The organism is Neobacillus sp. NPDC097160, assembly GCF_044762155.1.
GTDB lineage: Bacteria > Bacillota > Bacilli > Bacillales > Cytobacillaceae > Neobacillus.
In genome coordinates this window covers 93,355-116,813 of the sequence record NZ_JBIWDU010000015.1, presented here as the reverse complement: position 1 = coordinate 116,813, position 23,459 = coordinate 93,355, and the positions used below count along the sequence as shown (strand labels likewise).

Sequence of the window (23,459 nt, the reverse complement as noted above, 5' to 3'; positions counted from 1 at the left end):
GGGTATGGAAAAAAAAACAATAAAAATAAAAGGAATTGAAGTTCCCATTTATTCAATGAACACTCTGGTCATTGGCAGTGGTGCTGCTGCATTGAATTGTGCTGTCCATTTACACGAATTTGGTGTACAAGATTTAGCTATCGTCACGGAAAAATTAGGTGGGGGAGCTTCTAATAATTCAGGTTCCGATAAACAAACCTATTATAAAATGTCGATTTCCGGAAAAGAAGCGGACAGTCCATATGAATTGGCAAAGACATTGTTTGACGGAGGGGCCATGCATGGTGATATTGCCCTTGTTGAGGCTACCCTTTCGTTACAGGAGTTTTATCATCTTGTTCAATTAGGTGTTCCGTTCCCGCATGACAAATACGGTACATTCATTGGCTACAAAACGGATCACGACCCTAAACAAAGAGCAACATCAGCTGGTCCAAGAACTTCAAACCAGATGTTTGAATGCCTTGCTAGGGATGTGAAAGGAAAAGATATTACAGTCCTAGACAGGCATGAAGTTATTGCTCTACTAACCAAGGATGAAGGAGTTCAGAAAAAGGCAGTAGGAGCTATAGCCATCAATAAAAATGAAGTGGATTCAGATAATCTTGGACTCGTAGTGCTAAATTGTACAAATATCGTATTGGGAATTGGCGGTCCTGGGGGTATGTACCAATCTTCTGTTTATCCAGAAGGACAAATTGGCAGTATTGGAATTGCTTTGACTGCAGGAGCAATGGCAAATAACCTTACAGAATCTCAGTTTGGGCTCTCTTCAATCAAGGTACGCTGGAATGTGTCAGGAACATATCAACAAGTCATACCAAAATACATTAGTACAGACTTGGATGGAAACGATCCTAAAGAATTTTTAAATGAATATTTTGATTCGATGGGCAAACTAGCTACCTGCATTTTTCTAAAAGGCTATCAATGGCCATTTGACGCAAGGAAACTAATGAATTTCGGATCATCTATTATTGATATTTTGGTATATAACGAGCGAGTGATTAAAGGTAGAAGAGTGTTTATGGACTTCCGATCCAATCCTGAAGGTGATGAAAGGATAGGTACCTTTTCACTGAACGACCTTGAACCGGAAGCCTTCAAATATTTAGAAAAATCAGGTGTCCTTTTCGGAACACCGATTGAGCGGCTTGAAAAAATGAATAAATTGGCAATTGAATTTTATCAGAGTAAGGGAATAAATCTTTATACGGAACCACTGGAAATTGCAGTTTGTTCACAGCATAATAATGGGGGATTAAAAGGAAATATATGGTGGGAGTCTAATGTGAAACATTTATTTCCGGTTGGTGAAGTAAATGGGACACACGGAATCTACCGGCCTGGTGGTTCATCATTAAATAGCGGCCAGGTTGGGGGATATAGAGCTGCCCAATTTATCGCTGCAAATTACAACAATTCTCCACAACAAACGGATCAATTTTTAAATGAAACAGGTGACCAAATCGGTGAGCTATTTAGCTATTATCAGGATATTTCTAAGCGTGTTAATCCAAACTCCAATTACGGAGAAAAGATTAGAGCACAAATCCAAACAAATATGACATTATCAGGTTCACATATTAGAGAAATAAACAATGTCTCAGAGGCGTTAGAAAAGGCAGAAGCACTTTATAAAGTATTTGATGAGAACTTGGAGGTACGTTCCCAGGAAGACATCCTTGGTTCAATTCAAAATAAAATGCTTTTAGTTACTCAAATTGCCTATCTTTCAAGTATAAAAAAATACTTGGAGGAAGGTGGCGGTAGCAGGGGGAGTTATATCGTTCTTGATCATGAGGGAGAGCTAATCCATCCAAAATTAAATCAAAACTGGAAAATAAAACATGAGAACACATCACTTAGGGATAAAATTATTGAAACAAGCTTCTCTCCTTCAGGAAAGTTTGAATCTAAGCTAGTACAATCAAGATCTATACCAGAAGATGATGATTGGTTTGAAAACATATGGAACCAATATCTCAACAGGGAAATTGTAAGAGGTGAATAATTTGATAGATGACCATTTACAGGTAGGTGATGGTGTAAGTTTTAGCAAAACAGTAAGTGAATCAGATGTCTACCTTTTTGCAGGGATTACTGGAGATTTTGGTGAAAATCATGTAAATGAAGATAAACCATTTGGGGCAAAGCGGTATACCTGAATGCTTGTATTATCATCCTGCTACTTACCAATTTCATAGCTTTTTATAAAACCTTCTCAAGATATTATTTGAGAAGGTTCTTTATAATTGAATAGCTCGCTTTATTCATTCTTTTTTTTCTGTTATTAATATTTCCCTCCGAAGATTTTATTAACTGGTAATAAACCCGATGCATGGAATCACCCGGTATTTAATCATTTATCGGATGTCAACAATCTGAATGGATGGGATTTAGTGTATTAGTTGAATGATAGTTTTTCAAAAATGTGGGCGAAGTTTGACGCTTTGCTACTTTATAACCTAAAAATAAGTCCAAAATTAAGATACATAATTATAAAGATTCCATCATAACTGTAAGACTAAAGTAATGTATTTAGAATAAATTAAAAATTACAAAGGGTTTTCGGTTCTTTTATAGTAAAATATATTTATATATGTTTTCATCAACTAAGAACTAAAGGGGTGGACATTGTATGAATTATAATTATAACGATACGATTATTTGTACAGGTTATTCACGGTTACCAGATGGAATGGCAGCGAAAAATCTGTATGGTGTGATGGGAGTAGGATTTGAAGTGGATCCAGATACAGATTGTATAGTCAATGCTTCATGTACCTTTGTCACCAATATGTGTACGGATTTCATTAAAAGTATTTTAAAAGGGCATGACCTAAAAGATGGGATTGAAGAACCAATTGAGCGGTTTGAGAAAAGATATTTTGGTTTAGGGAAAAAAGCGATAACTTCAGCGATGAGAGATGCATATAACCAATATGCTATCTATAAATCTATGAATATGACAACGGTTTCTAAATAAAATAAAAAAAAGGTATTGATTTAATTAAAATTGTCAGTATAATAAAAATATATTTAATTTTCTGTTATATAAAAATTGATGTTTCAGCGAGCCTAAAGTTCAGTGGATAGGTATCCCCTATTCATACCCAACGAATTTTAAGACCAAGCTGTCCGGATATAGCCTATTAGTAGGCTTCATTCGGTATGGCTTGGTCTTTATTTTTGATTAAAAAAGGAGAGGTGACAATTGGAGCCATATTCTACAAGATTATTGAACTGTTATACGAAAATTGAAACAGCTAAGTTAGACCATTTAGTGGTTACATCACACTACAATCTCTACTACCTATTAGGAGAAAAAATTGATACTGGAGAACGAATGACGGTTCTACTTTTATCACCTGGACAAAAAGCAAAACTTTTTATCCACAAGATGTTCGCTGATCAAGTTCCCGCATCATCCGAAATAGAAGTGATTTATTACAGTGATGAAATAAATCCAATTCAAATTTTAGCAACGAATTTTTCAAGTCATGAAAGGTTGGGGATTGATCAAAATTGGTTCTGCTCTTATTTAATTGATCTGTTAAAAACAATCCCAGCAATAAGGATCGAAAAGAGTTCAATTGTTGAGAAGTTAAGAGAAATCAAAGAAGAATTGGAAATTGATATTTTAAGACAGTCCGCAAGAATTGCCGATGCCGTAATGTATCAAATCGTGCAGCTGCAGCATTTTCCTGCAACAGAAAAAGAAGTCTCTGGAACGATAAAAAGTTTCTTTGCGGAACATGGGGTTGATGAGCTTTCCTTTAAACCCATTATAGGATTTGGCAGTAATGCTGCTAATCCACATCACACAATCAGTGACAAAGTATGCCAACTTGACCAGCCCATTTTGATAGATATGGGAGGGCTGTTCCAAAACTATTGCTCAGATATCACAAGAACTTTTTATCTTGGCAGGCGAAATCAACAATTTGAAGATTTATATAAAATTGTTAGAGAAACACAAGAAAAGGCGATTGAAATGGTAAGGCCAGGCATTGCCTTTTCTGAAATTGACTTGTTCGTAAGAAGCTCGTTTGCTAAGTGGGGCTATGATCAATATTTTATTCATAGAACAGGACATGGAATTGGATTAGAGCTACACGAAGGAACGTCCATCCATCGAAATAACCACGATGTAATTCAATCAGGAATGGCATTTAGTATTGAACCAGGCTTGTATGTTCCGGGCCAATATGGAATCCGGATAGAAGATATAGTGGTTGCAACTGATAGTGGCTGTGAAGTACTTAATAAGTGCTCGAAGGAGGTGCAGTATTTAGAACTTTTGGGTGTTTAAAATGAAATTAGACTAAGAAGAGGGGTAAAAATATGCAAAAGAAAAGGTGGATATCGTTTTTATTTGTTATTGGTTTAATTTTCTCTATCATTCTCACTGGTTGTTCATATGAAAAACCTTCGAGCACGGATACTAATTCCAAGGGCAGCACGGATACTGGAAAAACAGCAGCAAAAAGGGATGAAATCAAGGTTGGAATGGATGTAGATTCAGGAACCATGGATCCGCGCCTCTCGAAGGATACAACGGCAAAGCGAGTTTCTGAACTTGTTTATGATGGCCTTATCCGTCTTTCTGACAAATTGGTGCCAGAACCATCCTTAGCAACAAAGTGGGAGAATCCAGATCCAACAACTTGGATTTTTACCCTTCGAAAAGATGTAAAGTTCCATGATGGAGAACCATTTACAGCTGAAGACGTTAAGTATACGTACGATTCTCTTATTGATCCAAATTTCAAGGCTCCATATGCCTCAACGTATGAACCGATTAAATCAGTTGAAGTAATCAGTGAAGACCAGGTGAAATTCACATTAAAACAACCATCAGCGCCACTATTAAGTTATATGGATATTGGAATTGTTCCAAAGCATATTGGAGAAAAAAATGATAACTCCCTTTCAAACACACCAATAGGAACGGGCCCATATAAGATGGTCAAGTGGGATAAAAATAGCAAAATTGTCTTTGAAGCAAATGAAAACTACTGGAATGGAAAGGCGAAAACGAAAACAATAACGTACTTTATTATTCCTGATAACTCTACTAGAGTAGCATCATTGGAATCAGGTGATATTGATTTAGTTCATTCACCACTTTCACCGCAAGATATTAAAAGAATAAAAGAAAATGATAAATTTGAAGTAAAAGAAACCCAAGGGCTTGGATTTACCTACTTAAACTTTAATCAGAAGAATCCTATCTTATCAGATTTGAAAGTGCGCCAAGCGATTTCATATTTAGTGAATAAAGATGTGATTTCAAAAGACATTTACCAATCGATGGATAAACCTGGTAAGTCGCCGTTGATCCCACCATCTTGGGCATACGATGATAGTATTGCAGGGTTCTCTTATGATCCTGAAAAAGCAAAATCTTTATTTAAAGAAGCAGGCTGGGTGGATAGTAATGGGGATGGAATTCTTGATAAAGATGGAAAGAAATTAACGATTGTACTTTCTACGCATAGTGAAGACCCTAATCGTATTCAAACGGTTGAATACCTGCAAAACGAATTTACTAAATTTGGTGTACAAACAGAAGTGAAAACAAGTGAATGGCCAACATTTAGTGCTGGATTAGATCAAGGTAACTTCGACATTGCTTTAGTTGGATGGTTAAATCTAGTAGATCCTGACAAGTCATTCTACAATCCTTTCCACTCTAAAGGTGGAAGTAACTATGGTAAATACAGTAATCCAACCGTGGACAGCTTAATTGAAAAAGGTAGGACTACATTAGACCAAAAGGAACGTACAAAAATCTATCAAGAAGCTGCAAAAATTGTTACTGATGAAGTAGCTTACGATGTTCTTCTGTATCAAGGATATATCGCAATGTACAATAAGAACCTATCTGGTTTTACTATCCACCCAAGTGGAAACTTCTACGGATTAAAGGATGCAGAAATTTCAAATTAGGACTTAAACGAGGGAGAGGGGATTTGCCCTCCTCTTCCTTAAAAGTCAGGAGTGTTCTTAATGGCAACATATATAATAAAACGATTGTTACATTTCATACCCGTTTTGCTGGGGATATCGATTTTAGTATTTTTTTTGCTACATCTTATTCCTGGTGATCCAGCAATGACATTACTTGGCCAGGATGCTACAAAAGAGGACGTTGAACATTTAAGAAATGTGCTCGGATTAAATCAGCCCATTTATGTTCAGCTTTGGTTATTCCTAAAGAACCTCGTTCGCGGGGACCTCGGAATATCTATTTTTCAAGATGTTCCAGTTATATCCTTAATCTTAAAGCACCTTCCGGCAACGATTGAATTGGCTTTTTTGGCAATGATCATAGCGTTAGTTATCTCCATACCATTAGGAATCATTTCAGCAGTTAAACAATTTTCTTGGCTGGATTATGTAAGTATGTTTTTTGCCCAGCTAGGAGTTTCAATGCCGGTTTTCTGGATGGGTTTATTGTTAATAATTGCCTTTTCAGTAAACTTAAATATTCTACCGTCTTTCGGAAGAGGAGAGCCTTTATTCGAAGCGATTGGTCACACACTACAAACGGGAAATCTTTACTATTTAATGGATAGCATCCGGCATTTACTGATGCCTGCCTTTACATTGGGTATCATGAGTGCAGCTCTCATAACTAGGATGGTACGCTCGGCGATGCTTGAAGTGTTGAAGGAAGATTACATTCGCACTGCTGAAGCTAAAGGTGTCAAAGGAATGGTTGTCATTGTAAAACACGCCTTTAGAAATGCGTTAATTCCTGTCGTAACAATTGTGGGACTGCAATTTGGAAATTTGCTTGGCGGCGCAATAGTAACGGAAACAGTCTTTGCTTGGCCGGGAATTGGACGTCTGGTAATTACCGCCATCAGCCAACGTGATTTTCCAGTTGTTCAAGGCTGCGTCCTAATGATTGCTTTGGTTTTTGCATTAATAAATTTAATTGTTGATGTTCTATATGCTGTTATCAATCCAAAAATTCAACAAGGATAAGGAGGGAGGGAATGGAACTATCCAATCAAGAAGTTCATGTTGAAAAACAAACGAATAAACAACTAAAGAGAGCCCCGGGTATTAGAGACTTCTTTGATCACTTAACGCAAAGCAAATCCGTATTATTTGGTGGAATATTGGTGTTAATAGTAGTTATTTGCGCGATTTTTGCACCGATTATATCCACACATGACCCATATCAAATGAATATGGCAGATCGGCTTCTTAAGCCAATGCAAAAAGGTCATTTATTAGGAACTGATCAATATGGTCGTGATTTATTTACAAGAATTATTTACGGGGCAAGGGTTTCACTCAAAGTAGGACTAATCTCCGTTGGTCTATCTATGGTAATTGGGGTAACACTGGGATTAATCTCGGGATATTACGGAGGATGGCTTGACTCGATTATTATGCGCTTTGTGGATATTGTTTTATCCTTTCCGGTTTTACTTTTAGCAATCGCTTTAGTAGCTGCTCTTGGGCCGGGGATTGAAAATGTCATTCTGGCACTAGGACTGGTGTACTGGACAAATTATGCCAGAGTTGTCCGGGCAAATGTCCTGGCAATTAAAGAAGAAGAGTATATACAAGCCGCAAAAACAATCGGATCTAATGACTTTCGAATCATCTTTTATAATATCTTACCTAACTGTCTAGCTCCAGTTGTAGTGGTCGCTACATTAGGGCTTGGGGTGGCCATCGTTTCGGAAGCAACCCTAAGCTTTCTTGGTTTGGGTATACAGCCGCCTGAGTCAAGTTGGGGCTGGACATTGGCATTTGGGATGAAATTTATTCGCGAATCGCCACATTTATCTATTTACCCTGGATTAGCCATTATGATTACTGTTCTTGGTTTTAATTTATTGGGCGACGGTATCAGAGATTTAACGGATTCAAAATTAAAAAGAAAATAAATTCGGGAGGAATATAAAATGACACTTACATCAACACGTGAATATAAAGAGGTTATTGTTACCCACTTATCCAATGGAACACCATTATCATTGCCAATTCATACGATCCGTGGGGTAAAGGAGGGACCCGTATTAGGGGTATCCGCACTAGTGCATGGCGATGAAATTATCGGGGCCGAAATTGTAAGGAGGGTTTATAACCGATTAAATGAGTCGGAGCTGTCCGGAACGGTTAAGTTACTGCCAGTTGCAAATCCTCTTGCCTTTGAAAGTATGACCCGAAATACACCACTTGATATGAACAATTTAAATCGTGTATTCCCCGGCAATAAAAATGGATGGGTTACGGATCAGATAGCACATGCTATGGTGAAAAACTTTTTAGATGAAATTGATGTCTATATTGATCTCCATGCTGGTGGAGCGGTACCAGTGGTTGACTATGTCTACATCCAAAATGATGAAGAATTATCACGGGCATTTAATTTCCCTGTGTTATATCGGCCTGCACATCCGTATGAAGGAACGACAGCTACCTACACGGTAGAAAAAGGAATTCCTAGTATAACAGTTGAGGTTGGCGGCGGTCCAAACTACGAAAAAGATATAGAAAGAGGCGTTGAAGGTATTTTTAATTGTATGCGCAAGCTAAACATGCTTCCAGGAGCTGTTATTCCTCCACCAGAGCAAGTAGTTATGACGGAGATTGCCAGTATTCGCCCGTTGCAAGGTGGAATTATGGTTCCGGAGTTTGACTTTAATTCTGTAGGGACCGTGATTGAAGGGAATCAGGTTTTAGCACGTACGTACAATCCACGAACATTTGAAGAACTGGAAGTCATTCGTGCACCTTTTCAACGAAATTTAGTGATTTTAACAAGAGGTCTTTTCAATAAAGTAAGCCCTGGAGATTACGGATTTATGCTCGGAAACCTTGATACGGCAGAGGATAAGTAACATGAGTACTCAAACAGTTGGATTTGAGGCACTTGATCTTACATTATCTCGGGATTATACCAAAATCGTTCTTGGGATGGATGAATTCTATCGTAAAGGCTTTTCATCAGGCACAGAGGCTTCACTTGACAGGGAAGGACTTGTTCCCATCAATCTGACTAATGAATCGGCAAATCAGTATACAAGCTGGAATGGTATTTTGTCAGATTTAGAGGATTTGAGAACCAGATACGTAATGATTCAATCAGAAATCAGAAGAAATTATATGCAACAGCAAATTGGCTCGCTGATTACACTTGCTCAATGGTGCAGTGGTAAGGATATATCTTTTCGAGAAAAGGTAAGGGGTTTATTGTATGTCAATGAAAATCCTTTTTCACTCGGGGAACGAAACCACCTCCATAACAGGCTTGAACAACTGTTGTCAAAAAAAGGGTTAAAAGGTTCATTGGTTGAAAAAGTGAAGCAATGGGAACTTACTCAACATGTTCCCTCGAAGCAAATTGAATCAGTATTAACCGAATTGCTGGCACAGGCAAAAGAACGTGTAGTCCAAAAAATGTTTAAGGAGATGGAGGATGTAACCGTTACTCCAGTCGTCTTAACAGGGGTACCCTATAGTGCTTACTGTGATTATGTTGGCGGTAAAATGTACATTAACGGCGACCTGTCCTTTACCTATGAATCACTTAAACACTTAGTTGCTCACGAGTCTTTTCCTGGTCATACGACCCATATGCGAATTCGGGAACTAGCTGTCCAAACAGGAGATACCCCCCTCGATGCGGCTTTGGTAATTACCAATACTGCCAGTAGCGCAGTATTTGAAGGAATCGGCGATAATGGAATTCATTTTATTAATTGGGTAGAAACCATTGATGATGAAATTTTTCAAGTCTTTCAGGAAATTAAATCGATTTCTGGGCTAAATGCAGCCCATATGATCCATGCAGAACAAAAAAGTGATGAAGAGGTTTCCTCGTTTTTAAGGGAATTTGCCTTTGGGGAAGAAAGTTGGATCCTATCAAGGCTTCGATTTTTCAAGCATGGTCTAAGGGCGCCATTTATTTACTCCTATTGGAGAGGGAATGAAGCTGTTCAAGAGGTTTATGGGAAATTGCCTGAAACTAACAAGCAAGCCTTTTATCAATTTTTATATAAAAATATGCTATCCGCTGATACCGTTAAACAATTTAGATAGGAAGTGACACTCATGGAACAAACCAAATCGAAAGAACTATATGAGAGAGCGTTGAAGTCAGTACCAGCGGGGGTTCATTCTAATTCCCGCTATCGAAGCCCTCACCCAATCTATTACAAAAATGCAGAAGGTGCCTACTTGACAGACGTTGACGGAAACCAATACATCGATTGTATTATGGGGAACGGCGCCGTCATTTTAGGACATAATGATCAAGATTTTAAAGATCGAATCAATTTTTATAGTACCTCTGGCATCGTTACTGGTGTCGAGACGGAATTGAGTATCAAAGCTGCTGAGAAGTTTCTCTCACTCGTACCAACGGCAGAACAAATTCGCTATACCAACACTGGAACAGAAGCAATTATGCATGCGATGGTAATGTCAAGAGCCTATACAGGAAAAACGGATATGGCGGTTATCGAAGGAGCCTATAATGGCTGGCATGATGCGGTGTATGTGAGCACATGGCCAGATTTACAAAAGGCAGGGGATAGATCGGCACCGAACTCGCTTCCAGGTGCGTCCGGATTAAATGAGGACATCGTGAAAAGAACATTAGTAATTCCGTTTAATGACTTGGAAATCGCAGAACGTCTGTTAACTGAGAACAAGCATCGAATTGCGGCTTTAATCATTGAACCAACGATGATTGATATTGGTTACATACCTGCCAAAAAAGAGTACCTTCAAGGATTAAGGAAAATTTGTGACAATTTAAATATAGTTCTGGTTTTTGATGAGCTGTTAACAGGGTTCCGCCTCTCACCAGACGGAGCACAGGGACTTTACGGAGTAACGCCAGATTTATCCACTTTTGGGAAGGCCATAAGCAACGGTTATATGCTAGCTGCCTTATCGGGGAAAGCATCTATTTTTGAAACAGTGACACCGGGTAAAGGAACCTGTTCATTCGTTGGAACTTATAATGGTCACCAAGTTTCTTTAGCTGCTTCGATGGCGTTTATGGAATTATATGAAGAGAAACAAGTATTCTCCACTCTTCAAAGCAGAACAGAAAAGTTAATTACGGAATTCGGAAAATTAGCAGCGAAAAATCAGGTCAAAGCAAAAATGCAAGGAAGAGGTGGACATTTCCATTGGTACTTTACTGATCAAGAATTAGTTGATTATAGAAGTGCCGCGGTAAGTGACAAGGAAAAGTATGGGGCCTTTATCCATGAATTTGCCGGTAAAGGAGTATATTGTTCACCAAATTATCTCCTCCATCATGCCATTTCTTTAGCACATACAGATACAATACTAGATCAATTACTTACTTATATGGATGAAAGTCTGAAACGAACAGTAGGAATTAAAGCGGGTACTTAAGGGGGAATGCTTCGTGCAACCGAACATTCTAGAGGTAAACAATTTAACGACAACATTCACATCACGCAGAACAGCATTTAACGCAGTTGATGGCATATCCTTTAATGTGGCAAAAGGGGAAACACTTGGAATCGTTGGTGAATCGGGTTGCGGGAAAAGTGTCACATCCCTATCCATAATGGGACTTGTTAAGTCACCAGGAAAAGTAACTGGGCAATCCATTAATTTTGACGGGGTAGATCTACTAAACATATCTAATAAAGAAATGCGAAATCTTCGTGGGAATGAAATGAGCATGATTTTCCAAGAGCCGATGACATCGTTAAATCCTGTTTTTTCCATTGGGAATCAAATAGGCGAATCGCTAAGAATTCATAAAAATTTAAAAGGAAAAGAACGAAAAGAAAAAGTAATTGATTTATTAAAACAAGTCGGCATTCCCCGGGCGGATGAAATTTATGATAATTATCCCCATCAATTATCTGGCGGAATGAGACAGCGTGTCATGATTGCAATGGCAATGGCATGTGACCCAAAATTAATAATTGCTGATGAGCCTACGACGGCCTTAGATGTAACAATTCAGGCCCAAATTCTTGAATTAATGAAGGATTTACAAGAAAAAAAGGGTATGTCGATGATCTTAATTACCCATGACCTTGGAGTTGTATCGGAGGTTTGCGACCGGATTATCGTTATGTATGCAGGTAAGGTTGTGGAAACAGGACCTGTACAAGAGGTGTTACGAAGCCCGGAGCACCCCTATACGAAGGGTTTATTAGCATCATTACCGAAAAAGGGCCACAATAAGAACCGCTTAAATTATATTCCCGGTCAGGTTCCAGCCCCACTTAACTGGGGGAAGGGCTGCAGATTTGCGGATCGGTGCCCATTTGTTATGAGTCAATGTCATTCAGCCGTGCCTTCATTGATTAAAGTGAATGAACACCAGGAATCTGCATGCTGGCTTGCTGCAGAAGGGGGGGAAGTCGATGCCAGTCTTGAAACAGCAAGATAATATCGATGATTATATTCTAGAAGTCGAAAATCTCAAAAAACACTTTCCTATTAAAAAGGGAGTTTTTTCAAAACAGGTTGGCGCGGTTAAGGCAGTAGATGGTGTTTCTTTTCATGTTAGGAAAGGAGAAACGCTTGGAGTCGTCGGTGAGAGTGGATGCGGAAAGTCAACATTGGCAAGATTAATTATCCGCCTGCTGGAAGCAACCGACGGTCAGATTAAATTGGATGGACAGGAATTGACTACCCTCCCCAAAGAGGAAATGAGACTGAAAAGAAGAGATATTCAAATGGTCTTTCAAGATCCATATGCCTCGTTAAATCCAAGATGGACCGTTGAAAGAACATTATTGGAGCCGATGAGAGTCTATGAAATCGGTTCTAAAAAAGAAAGGAAAGAAAAAGTCCTCGAACTGTTAAATAAGGTTGGCTTAGACCCTAGTTATGCCAAGCGCCATCCACATGAATTTAGTGGTGGACAGCGTCAAAGGATTGGGATTGCGAGAGCATTAGTCCTTAATCCAAAACTGATAATTGCAGATGAACCCGTATCCGCACTGGATATTTCTGTTCAAGCTCAAGTTATCAATTTGATGCAGGATTTACAGGATCAATTTAATTTAACTTATATGTTTATTACCCATGATTTGTCCGTTGTCGAGCATATTTCAGACCGGGTGGCAGTTATGTACCTTGGGAAAATAGTGGAATTATCAAGTAAGGAACAATTATTCGCTAACCCACTCCATCCCTACACACGTGCTCTTATGTCTGCCGCGCCTGAAGTAAATCCGAAGCAAAAGAAGGAACGGATTGTGTTAAAAGGGGATGTACCAAGCCCTGCAAATCCTCCAAAAGGCTGTGCATTTCACACTAGATGCCCAAGCTGTATGGAAATTTGCAAGGTGGAAACCCCGAAATTAAAGGAAATATTACCGGGTCAGGTTACAGCTTGTCATTTATATTAATATTAATGGGAAAGAAAGGGAATCGGCTATGAGATTATCAATTTCGAAAGAAGAAATTCTTATCCGACAACAAAGATTTTTTGAAAAAATTCAGCAAAATGAGCTGGACTGTGCGATTCTTTTTAGCCCAATTGACATCTTTTATTTAACCGGTTTTCAATTTCATCCAACAGAGAGGCCAATCGCCTTTTATATCGATCCTGGACAAAAAACGCACCTTTTTGTCCCATACTTAGAACACGAGCATGCAGAAGACTTTGCATCTCTAATAAACTTCGTCCACTCCTATCCAGAATATCCAGGGCTTAAACATCCCATGGAGTATTTTAAAGAGGAGCTTGTGAGGGCAGGTTTCCAAGGGAAAAAGGTTGGTGTCGATTCCCTTGGATACGGGTCACCATCAGGATATCGCGGTCCAACAGTCGACCAATTGCTAGATGCGCAGGAATTTCAATCCATCAAATACATTGTTCCTGAGCTACGAGCCGTTAAGTCGGCCGCAGAAATTGAGCTAATCAATGAGTCCTGCAGATGGGGCAATTTAGCTCATCGGCTATTACAGAAATATTCCAAGCCAGGTCTAAGTGAGCTTGAAATCACCAGCAGGGCCAGCACAGAAGCAACCATGGCGATGATTGAAACCTTAGGAGCCGATTATAAGCCTCATGGAGAAACAGCATTCGCCTTATTCCGAGGACAAATTGGTGAAATGTCCGCCTATCCGCACGCTGTTACTCAAAACGCTGTATTAAAAACGGGAGATACCCTCGTGACTGCATCGGGTGGGAGTGTATGGGGATATAAAAGTGAGTTGGAGAGAACCATGTTTGTTCAAGAAGTCAGTAAGGAGCAGACAACTTATTTTCAATATATGTACGAGGCACAAGAAGTGGCCTTTCAACACATTAAGCCCGGAAAACCGACTTCTTATGTAGAAGAAGCTGTGCAAAAATATTTCACAGAAAATAAGATTACCCATTTAACACGCCACCACACAGGGCATGCAATCGGACTGTTATTTCACGAGTCTCCATTTTTTGATTTAGGTGACCATACCATCATGGAGCCTGGTATGGTATTTACGGTGGAACCAGGAATATACGTGCAAGGTGTTGGCGGTTTCCGTCATTCTGATACCATACTTGTAACTGAAGATGGAATGGAAATGCTGACTTATTATCCTAGAGATCTAGAATCAATGATTTGTTATTAGATAAGAGCCCCAACCGCAAGGGTCAGACCCCCGACATGCTAACGCTTTAGCGGGCTTGGGGGTCTGACTCTTTTTTCTCAAATCAATTTCTTTGTTGAGTGGTGAAAGATGTACTCAAATTTTAATTTAGAGATAATATCAGGCTGCGGAATGAAAGAGAATAATCATTTAATTTGGGCTGCGGATTTACCAGAAGAAATAGTGGAATCGATTAGGAAAGAGGTCAAAAAAAGAATCTAGGTTTTTTCTATAATAACCTCTAACACAAAACTATAATTCTATATGGTGTGGTTTGGGCGGGGATACTTTTTGTGGATGTTCCATAGATAACAATGAGATCACGGTTCGCAAGGTTTCTTGTAAAGAGTTGCCCATTTGTTAAAAGAATTTGGGTATATGGAGATACATTTAATCGTAATCGTCCATCACTACTTTCCAGCTGACTATTAAAATAATCTACTTTTACATTTTGATATGGGCTTTTCTTTACCATGACAAGTGCTTGATATTGTGGAGGATATATCAGCAGAGCAGGTGCATTCCCGTCATAATATCCAGTTACTCGATCTCCTACTGCCACTAGTACATGGTCTACAAAGTAAGTTGTAGGTGTTATTAAGAAATTTACTATTGTGCCCATTCCGTTTTCTACAGATATTAACTTTTTACATCCATCTTCTTTACCATTTTGCCCCATAAGATCAGTTATCATGGTGACGGTCCCATGAAAAGAATTAAATTTTGTCACCCTTATACCTCCAATGCTTATACCTTTGAATGTATGGAAGCCTCACATTAGAATGTAATTACTTTTGCACAATATGTGAGTCAATACCTATTTGACTGTGTGGCTACCCATAAAAGATAAGAAAATGTTCTGTAGATTAAAAAAACTTAATTAAATGTGAAGTTATCATCTTTCGTTAAGATTATCATCGGTTATTGTATGATCTTTATGGTCAAAGTCAGCTTCAACAGGTTCACATCAAAAAGATTAATCAGGATTTATAGGTAAATACACATTTTGTTGTGAACAAGTTTATAGGTGAATAACTAAAGAATAGGATAATGTGAAGTGAAAATAGTAAAGGAGTGCTATTGTATGTATCCTAGCCATGGACCTCAATATTATAACAATTCATTTAATCAGGAAGCTTATTTATATTCGTTACCATACCAAGGAATGGATTATTACCCTTCAACACTTGATGGAAGACAATTTGCTGGGCATCAACCTCCGTCTGCACCTCCTGGTCAAGATCTGGAGCCGGGACCACCAACCTCATCACCGCCATCGATGGTTCCTCAACAGACTCATCAAGCAGGAACGTATGCGGTAGACCCAGGCAGTATGATAAGTTGTTTACACAGATACACATATGTATGGCTTAGAGGTCGTGAACAATTCTGGTTTTATCCAACATTTATTGGACGACACTCTATCTCAGGGTATCGCTGGACTGGTTCTAGATGGGTCAATTACGGAATAAGCCTAAGACAAATTCAATCGTTTACTTGCGTTTAATAAGCTGAGCTTCAAGCGATTTTAGCTGAATTCTGCTATGTAAATATAGCTATTCAAGTCAATAAATAAAAAAACGAAATATTCAGGATTGAAAACTGAATATGTCGTTTTTTTATTTTGATTAAACTTAAGGACTTTGAGATGACTTTAGTCGTCGACATTTATGTCCCAATCCGAGGAATATGTGACTCCTGAGTTTACCTACAATCATAAATCGTATAGCATAACATTTAAAAAAGCAGACCTTGAAATCATCAATTCATGGGTTTTTGAGAATAGTACCTCATTTCCAGCGGATGTACCAGAAGAAATTGTGGAATCGATTAGGGAAGAGGTCGAAAAAAGAACCTAGGTTTCTGTTCGCATTAGATACTTATACATAGAAAAAACTAGCCTATTCTCTTACGGATAGGTTAGTTTCTTGTCAAACATTCGACTTTCCCAAGTTTTAAACCCAAATCCACTTTTCCCCTTAGATCTTCTAAAGCGTTGAGCAGTGAAGGTCAGGCAGCGATTTTAAAGAAATCTATTCACTTGCTCCAGCTTGTCTGCCTTCAGAATATACAAATTAACGGGTCTCCCAATCCCATATGTCAATGTTTCTTCGAGGACGCCAAGATTGGCCAAGAATTTCAAATATTTTCGCACGGACACTCTTGATATAAGGGTGGCCTCGGAGATATCATCGGTTGAAAAGGGGCTGTTTCCTTTTGACTTGATGACATTGATGACAGACTGCAGGGTGCTCCTGGTTAAACCTTTGGGCAGATTATATAAGGATTCTTGGGCTTGTTTTTGATCAGTGCTAAGAATCTGTTCATCTAGATCTTCCTGTTTTAGTATTTCGGTATTGGCGAAAAAATGGTATGTAACCTTGTACCGCATCAAGGCCTGATAAAATCTGTCAAACTCAAACGGTTTGATTAAATAGTCTACAGCCCCATATCTTAGGGCAGTTTGAATTTTTTCTTTGTCAGCTGCGGCTGTAATCAAGATAACATCGGTTTTCCTGTTTTGCTCTCTAATAAACTTTAGCAATTCGAGACCGTTTGCACCTGGCATATAAACATCAAGTAGAATTAGATCAACCTTTGCAGTTTTAAGATAATCCTTGGCATCCTTTACGGTATGGACGATTCCTGATAGACTGAACCCTTTCACTTCTTGGAGGAAGCGCTTATTAAATTCAGCAACCATTGGATCATCTTCGACAATTAGGACCTTAATCATTTTCCCACCTCTTTGCTTCATAAGGAATTCTTATATGAAATTCGGTCCCAAGTAATAGTTTTGAATCAATCGTTATTTCTCCACCAAGGTTGTGAATGGCATTTGCAGTTAAATATAGGCCATACCCTCTGTTTTCCCCTTTTGTTGAGAAACCTTTTTCAAAAATACTCTTTTGCAGCTCATCAGAAATTCCAGGTCCGGAATCGAGAACCTCAATGGTTAACCATTGATCAGCATATGTAATATTCAGTTCTAGCGTTTTTTCAAGGCTATCAGCCATTGCCTCAATCGCATTATCAATCAAATTTCCTAGAACGGTCATTAGCTCATACGTTGTCTTTGGATTTGCCGGCTCAGGAATAACAGTTGCACAATTGATTGACAATTCAACATTTTCTTCCCTGGCATACGATAATTTTCCCATGATAAATCCACCGACAACTGGGTCCTTGAAATGCTGCGTGATGTTTCCGTATTCCTGATTTCGATAGTCTACCAATGTATGAATAAAGTCTGATAGTTCATCGTAAAATTTCATTTGGACCATACCAAGGATCACATGAAGGCGGTTCATAAACTCGTGCGATTGAGCGCGAAGGGCATCGGCATATGTTCTTACACCAGTTAACTGTTCAGCCAATTGGTTAACCTCGGTCTTGTCCCGGAAAGTTGAAATCGCACCGACCACCTGGCCATTGACTACAACGGGAACCCTATTGAAGAGGATGGAAACACCATTTATTTTCTGTTCTACATCGAGTTCGGGTTTTCCTGTTTGCATAACTTTATCCAATGTTGTTGAAGGCATATAATCATAAATTTTCATGCCTACTGGTTTTTGGGAAAGTCCAGCTTTTTGAAAGATGAGTAATGCCGATTTATTTACCAAGGTGATGGTGGAACCACGATCAACCGCAATAATTCCCTCATGAACAGACTGAAGCATGGCACTTCTTTCCACAAGGATTTTTGCAATCGCAAAGGGTTCAAGGCCTAGCAAGATTCTTTTAATATACCTTGCAAGAATAATAGCGCCAATCACCCCAATGGTTAAGCCCAAAATGGTTACAATCAGGATGCTCCGCTGGCTTCGGCCAAGCGATATTTTTACATCTTTGAGGGAAATGCCAACTGCAGCAACGCCAATTTGTTCGTTTGCCTTATTATAAATGGGTGTAAAGGCCCTAACGGATTCCCCTAGAGTACCATGTGAGATAGAAACATACTCTTTCCCCATAAGTGCTGGCTTTTCATCGCCGCCAACAAAATGCTTGCCGATTTCCTTGGGATTGGGATGTGTTTTGCGAATCCCGTTCATATCCATTACGACAACAAATAAAACGTTTGTGGTGGCTTGAATATCCTTCGTATAATCTTGGATTGCCTGCGCGTTTTGGCCAACAACATCTAATGTATCGATGACTATAGTAGATTTGGCAACTGTCCTCGACACAATCTGTGCCTTCTCCTGATGATTTTTTTTAATACTATTACTGACATTTTTACTAATAAATAAATCAGTGATTAGAAGTGATGCAAGAACGACTAAACACACGAAGAAAATAATGACCGAACTTAATTTAAACTTGAATCGTCGATTGTCCACAAAAAACCTCCGAAAAATACTTGCTGCTATTCGAATGAAAGAAAGATTATTCTTTCATCCACTATAAAATGAAATGGCTTTAAAATAAAGAACTGTTTTCAACTATGTCTGTGCTTACTTTAATTACAAAACAATTTTTAAAGTTTCATTAACTATATTTACTTTTCGCAAAATTGTAACATATTGATAAATCTAAAAATTGAAATCGTTTTCAAAAGAGATTGAATAGGAGGAAGGCGTATGAAAATAAGTTTTAAGAGTCTTACTACTCAGGTGATACTTGGAATTATACTGGGGATATTGGTTGGTTTTGTGTTTCCTGATATTGGCTCACAGCTAAAGGTTATTGCTGATATGTTTATTAAGTTGGTGAAAATGGTGATTGCCCCAATTATATTCCTTACCATCGTTATTGGGATTGCGGGAATGGGGGATTTAAAGAAAGTTGGCAAAATTGGTGGTAAAGCGTTACTTTACTTTGAAATTGTCTCAACAATTGCGTTGGCTATCGGTATCATTGTTGCAAATGTCCTAAAACCAGGTAAAGGCATTGATGCAAAGGCGGGAGAGGGCGATATCACCCAGTATACGAAGGCGGCTGAAGAAACAAGCCATGGATTCATGGACTTTATTCTCTCCATCATACCTGATAGCTTCTTGGGTGCATTCACCAATGGCCAGCTGCTGCCGGTCCTGCTGCTGGCAGTTTTGTTTGGAATATCGCTTGCCCACTTAGGCAAGAAGGGGAAACCCATCATTGAGTTTTTTGAAAAAGTGACCGAAGTGTTCTTCGGCATTGTTAATATCATTATGAAGGTTTCTCCATTTGCTGCTTTCGGTGCGATGGCCTATACAATTGGCGAGTTCGGTATTGGGTCACTTCTTTACCTTGGAAAACTAATGGGCTCAGTTTATCTTACAATGGCCATCTTTATTATCCTAGTGCTTGGCGGAATCGCAAAAATGTTCGGGTTCAGCATCTTTAAATTTATTGCTTATATTAAAGAAGAAATCCTTCTTGTAATCGGTACATCATCTTCTGAGGCAGCATTGCCTAGCATGATGGAGAAGCTTGAGAAATATGGCTGCTCGAAACCGGTGGTTGGGCTTGTGCTGCCAACTGGATATTCCTTTAATTTGGACGGAACATCCATCTATCTCTCAATGGCGGCATTGTTTATTGCCCAGGCATATGGAGTGGACCTTAGCATTTGGCAGCAGCTTACACTTCTTGGAGTGTTGATGCTAACTTCGAAAGGAGCTGCTGGCGTCACAGGGTCAGGCTTTGTGACATTAGCCGCAACATTAACGGTGTTCCCGTCGATTCCGGTAGCTGGAATGGCTCTAATCCTTGGTGTTGACCGCTTTATGTCAGAAGCGCGTGCAATCACGAATTTAATTGGCAATGGTGTTGCAACAGTTATCATTTCTAAGACAGAAGGGGAGTTTAAGCCTGCCCAAGAAGTTGTTGAGGAGAAAATGGGTGCCTAATGCCTAATTCAAAATAGTACAAAAGCCTCGACCAGTGGGTTAGACAACCATGTGATTTTTATAAATTACATGGTTGTCTGACCCTTTTTTCGTTAAGGAATCAGCGCTTTTGTACATATGATACGAGGTTTTTGGGTGAAGTTTTGGTAATATATATGATGAAATAAAGGATACCTGAGAGGACACTGCATATGACATTTTTAGAAAAAATTAAACCCTACTTGATATAGTATTGGCGAGCCGTTAGGCGAAGACTAAGGTGTAGTTTATCTAAATTCTGACCCCGTTTTCTAAATAAGTAATACTAAAATGGAAGATCTTTACACGAATAATATATTTGATTAACAATTCATTTACTTGCCAATGTTATAGTTACATTGTCATCGTAATGGATGGTAATAATGGAATGTATTGGAGGATGACCTTTTTGAGAAAAATCACAAAAAAAATGATCTCTGGTGCCCTGGCATTATCAATTGTGGGGGGGATTGGTGGAACACTCACTTTCGCTGCGGGTAGCCCAGATCCGACAGTCAGCAAGCTGACCGTTACATTTAATGGCGATTCGACCACTTCTAAGGGATTCACTTGGTACACTTCACATGATTTCAAGGGCAGTGATGTACAGGTAGTGAAAAAGACAGGAGCGAAGAAACCTGATTTTAAGAAAGCCGTAAAATTTTCAGGGAGTTATTCTCTCTCTACCAATTCCCTAAATGAGTATGTACATAAAGCTGAAGCCACTGGACTAAAAGCAGATACAGAATACTACTTCCGTGTCGGAGATCAATCACAGAATAAGTGGAGCGAGGTGGGAACCTATACGACGGCTCCTAAAAAGGGCGCTTTTACGTTTATTGACTTAGCCGATACTCAAGCCAAAACGGAAGATGAGGCAATTCTTTCGTCCGAGACCATTTCAAAGGCTCTTGAGACAGTTCCAGACGCAGAATTTATTGTACACAATGGTGACTTGGTTGACAAAGGAGTAAAAGAGGAACAATGGGATTGGCTACTTGGACATTCGCAAGAAAGTTTGATGAATACAACCATAGCCCCATCCGCAGGGAATCACGAGGATGAAAATTATGCATTTATTGACCATTTTAACCTTGAAGTTCCTGCCAATTCGGAAACAGAAACGGGTGCTTATTATTCCTATGATTACAGTAACGCTCACTTTGTCATCCTGAATAGCAACGAAGATTCTGATGCTTATGCTAACTTTTCAGAAGAACAGATTCAATGGTTGAAGGACGATGTCAAAGCGGCCAAAGCTGCTGACGCAAAGTGGATTATTGTTAATATTCACAAGGGCCCTTACACAACTTCCAACCATGCAACGGATAGTGATATCTTGGGTGCGAACGGAGTAAGAAACAAGGTCGCACCACTCATGGCAGAGCTTGATATCGACTTTGTTCTTCAAGGACATGACCATATTTATGCACGGACCAAGCCAATTACGAGTGATGGTACCGCTTCTGAAACTAAAAAAATTACCGAGACTAAAAAAGGACAAACAGTTGAATATACCGTAAATCCCGATGGCACGATTTATTTGATACCTGCTACAGCTGGACCAAAAGTATACTACAAAAATCAAAAGCCTCAACTTGGACCTGCATACTATAATCTTTTCGAAGTAGCGGATGAAAATCATGCAGCTATTTACGGTCCCGACCCGGGAGATAGCAAACGTCCAATGCGTAGCCAAATTCAAAACTTTGTCGGTATCACCATTAATAAAGACAAACTAACAGCCGTAACGTACGAGATTGATCAGAATAAGAATAATGCAGAACCTTTTATTGTTGATCAATTTGGGATTATCAAGAAATAATAGTAGCTTATAAAATGCTGTAGAATTTAACACTTACAAAAAGCAAGTGAGATATTCAAAATCTCACTTGCTTTTTTTCGTTGATTGACAAGTGATGATTCTATGCTGAAAGGTTATGTGAAATGGAAAAGATACTATATAGGTATATATGTAGTTCCTTGTCATTTTATCTTCTGTGTTGATCTACAAGAATCTGATTACATGCCCAGTGGCCTACTGGATGAAACTACGCAGAAATTAGGTAAAAGAACCTTTACCTCATTTCATATGAAATTCATCGAAAATAAGCAAAATGAACTTCAAAAGTAATTTTTAACGCAGATTTTGATCGTTTAAGGTTTATTTTTTCGCTAAAAGTGAATTTGTCTCGTTCGCTCAACTGTTCGTAACCCGTTATGGTAGAGGTACCCGGGAATACAAAGTAAAGCGCGCTTTCTGAAAGGGTTATACCATTGGAAAGCTTTGAACAGTTAGCCGAACAATACAAGCCAATGATCTTCAAAATCATTCACTCACTACACATATATAAAGACCAAGAAGAGTTCTACCAACTGGGGCCTATTGCCCTTTGGGAAGCCAACCGCCGCTTTGACGCGAAGAAGGGGAAGCTTGCCAGCTATGCTTACATGTATATTAAAGGGTATCTGCTTATGGAACTGAAGAAATGCCGTAAAAACGAGGAAAAAAGTCTTTATCCAACTGAAGAATTTTGGAGCATCATCGAAGATCACTCATCCTTTTGCCCCTTAGAAGAAGAAACGCTTCGCTCTTATTGCACGGGTCTAACACCTAACCAAACAAAGTGGGTCATCTATTCGGCCCTCTATGACTTATCTTCAAGTGAGATTGCTGCATTAGAGCAAGTGTCAGTTTCTGCCGTTAAAGGCTGGCGTGCCGGGGCTCGTGAAAAAATAAAGAGGTTAATGATGGACAAAAACCACATGGACGGTCCTACGGGTTCCGTTGAAAAGGAGAAAAAATCAATTTATAAAGAATAGCAGGACGTGTAAAAATGCAGCGTGATTTAATCATGCTGCATTTTTTGCTCTATTAATTTATTTGAATACTTAATAATCTCCAAATGGATAACAAAAAGCGTCAGGTAGTGATCAACCGTTAAGAGGAAGAGGAGATGTTGTACGAGATAGACGGTTTTTATT

The 23,459-nt window shown here is 39.0% G+C and carries 20 protein-coding genes; 16 read left to right on the top strand and 4 right to left on the bottom strand.

Annotated features, from left to right (window positions below; all coding sequences use genetic code 11):
- Positions 1-4 precede the first annotated feature (4 nt).
- The 13 genes from ACIQXV_RS20635 (at position 5) to ACIQXV_RS20575 (ending at position 14,604) form a co-directional block, all read left to right on the top strand.
- A complete protein-coding gene (locus ACIQXV_RS20635; RefSeq protein ID WP_402961693.1) occupies positions 5-2,014 on the top strand; it encodes an FAD-binding protein in 2,010 nt (669 codons plus the stop codon).
- A 1-nt stretch (position 2,015) separates the two neighbouring features.
- Entirely contained in the window at positions 2,016-2,168 is a 153-nt protein-coding gene (locus ACIQXV_RS20630) for a hotdog family protein (protein WP_402961691.1), read from the top strand.
- A gap of 473 nt (positions 2,169-2,641) precedes the next feature.
- Positions 2,642-2,989: a DUF3870 domain-containing protein gene (locus ACIQXV_RS20625; RefSeq protein WP_402961689.1), complete on the top strand. Its 348-nt coding sequence runs from the start codon at positions 2,642-2,644 to the stop codon at positions 2,987-2,989.
- Positions 2,990-3,217: 228 nt separating this feature from the next.
- Positions 3,218-4,315, top strand: coding sequence for a M24 family metallopeptidase (locus ACIQXV_RS20620; RefSeq protein ID WP_402961687.1), 1,098 nt, complete (start codon positions 3,218-3,220; stop codon positions 4,313-4,315).
- Positions 4,316-4,347: 32 nt separating this feature from the next.
- Positions 4,348-5,955, top strand: a complete 1,608-nt coding sequence (locus ACIQXV_RS20615; protein WP_402961685.1) for an ABC transporter substrate-binding protein — start codon at positions 4,348-4,350, stop codon at positions 5,953-5,955.
- A 60-nt stretch (positions 5,956-6,015) separates the two neighbouring features.
- On the top strand, positions 6,016-6,999 hold the full coding sequence (locus ACIQXV_RS20610) for an ABC transporter permease (RefSeq protein ID WP_402961683.1): 984 nt from the start codon (positions 6,016-6,018) through the stop codon (positions 6,997-6,999).
- Positions 7,000-7,010: 11 nt separating this feature from the next.
- Complete coding sequence (nikC, locus tag ACIQXV_RS20605; RefSeq protein ID WP_402961681.1) at positions 7,011-7,916, top strand: nickel transporter permease; 906 nt, start codon at positions 7,011-7,013, stop codon at positions 7,914-7,916.
- 18 nt (positions 7,917-7,934) lie between these two features.
- Positions 7,935-8,873: a succinylglutamate desuccinylase/aspartoacylase family protein gene (locus ACIQXV_RS20600; RefSeq protein ID WP_402961679.1), complete on the top strand. Its 939-nt coding sequence runs from the start codon at positions 7,935-7,937 to the stop codon at positions 8,871-8,873.
- A gap of 1 nt (position 8,874) precedes the next feature.
- Complete coding sequence (locus ACIQXV_RS20595) at positions 8,875-10,074, top strand: hypothetical protein (protein WP_402961677.1); 1,200 nt, start codon at positions 8,875-8,877, stop codon at positions 10,072-10,074.
- Between the two features lie 12 nt (positions 10,075-10,086).
- Positions 10,087-11,406, top strand: coding sequence for an aspartate aminotransferase family protein (locus tag ACIQXV_RS20590; protein ID WP_402961675.1), 1,320 nt, complete (start codon positions 10,087-10,089; stop codon positions 11,404-11,406).
- Positions 11,407-11,419: 13 nt separating this feature from the next.
- Positions 11,420-12,424 (top strand): ABC transporter ATP-binding protein, encoded by a 1,005-nt coding sequence (locus ACIQXV_RS20585; RefSeq protein ID WP_402961673.1) that lies wholly within the window; start codon positions 11,420-11,422, stop codon positions 12,422-12,424.
- Position 12,425: 1 nt separating this feature from the next.
- Complete coding sequence (locus ACIQXV_RS20580) at positions 12,426-13,391, top strand: ABC transporter ATP-binding protein (protein ID WP_402961797.1); 966 nt, start codon at positions 12,426-12,428, stop codon at positions 13,389-13,391.
- 28 nt (positions 13,392-13,419) lie between these two features.
- Positions 13,420-14,604 (top strand): M24 family metallopeptidase, encoded by a 1,185-nt coding sequence (locus ACIQXV_RS20575; protein WP_402961671.1) that lies wholly within the window; start codon positions 13,420-13,422, stop codon positions 14,602-14,604.
- 259 nt (positions 14,605-14,863) lie between these two features.
- Here ACIQXV_RS20575 and ACIQXV_RS20570 read toward each other — a convergent pair whose 3' ends face one another.
- From ACIQXV_RS20570 to dcuS, 4 genes are all read right to left on the bottom strand, one after another.
- A complete protein-coding gene (locus ACIQXV_RS20570; RefSeq protein ID WP_402961669.1) occupies positions 14,864-15,352 on the bottom strand; it encodes a hypothetical protein in 489 nt (162 codons plus the stop codon).
- A gap of 394 nt (positions 15,353-15,746) precedes the next feature.
- Entirely contained in the window at positions 15,747-15,899 is a 153-nt protein-coding gene (locus ACIQXV_RS20565; RefSeq protein ID WP_402961667.1) for a hypothetical protein, read from the bottom strand.
- Positions 15,900-16,645: 746 nt separating this feature from the next.
- A complete protein-coding gene (locus ACIQXV_RS20560; RefSeq protein ID WP_402961665.1) occupies positions 16,646-17,359 on the bottom strand; it encodes a response regulator in 714 nt (237 codons plus the stop codon).
- Complete coding sequence (gene dcuS / locus ACIQXV_RS20555; protein WP_402961663.1) at positions 17,352-18,965, bottom strand: DcuS/MalK family sensor histidine kinase; 1,614 nt, start codon at positions 18,963-18,965, stop codon at positions 17,352-17,354. The genes ACIQXV_RS20560 and dcuS overlap by 8 nt, the downstream gene beginning before the upstream one ends.
- A gap of 240 nt (positions 18,966-19,205) precedes the next feature.
- Here dcuS and ACIQXV_RS20550 point away from each other — a divergent pair, with 240 nt between their 5' ends.
- The 3 genes from ACIQXV_RS20550 to ACIQXV_RS20540 all read left to right on the top strand — a co-directional run bounded on the left by ACIQXV_RS20550 (position 19,206) and on the right by ACIQXV_RS20540 (position 23,297).
- On the top strand, positions 19,206-20,456 hold the full coding sequence (locus ACIQXV_RS20550) for a dicarboxylate/amino acid:cation symporter (RefSeq protein WP_402961661.1): 1,251 nt from the start codon (positions 19,206-19,208) through the stop codon (positions 20,454-20,456).
- Between the two features lie 448 nt (positions 20,457-20,904).
- Entirely contained in the window at positions 20,905-22,299 is a 1,395-nt protein-coding gene (locus ACIQXV_RS20545) for a purple acid phosphatase family protein (RefSeq protein WP_402961795.1), read from the top strand.
- A 452-nt stretch (positions 22,300-22,751) separates the two neighbouring features.
- Positions 22,752-23,297: a sigma-70 family RNA polymerase sigma factor gene (locus ACIQXV_RS20540; RefSeq protein WP_402961659.1), complete on the top strand. Its 546-nt coding sequence runs from the start codon at positions 22,752-22,754 to the stop codon at positions 23,295-23,297.
- Positions 23,298-23,459: the final 162 nt, after the last annotated feature.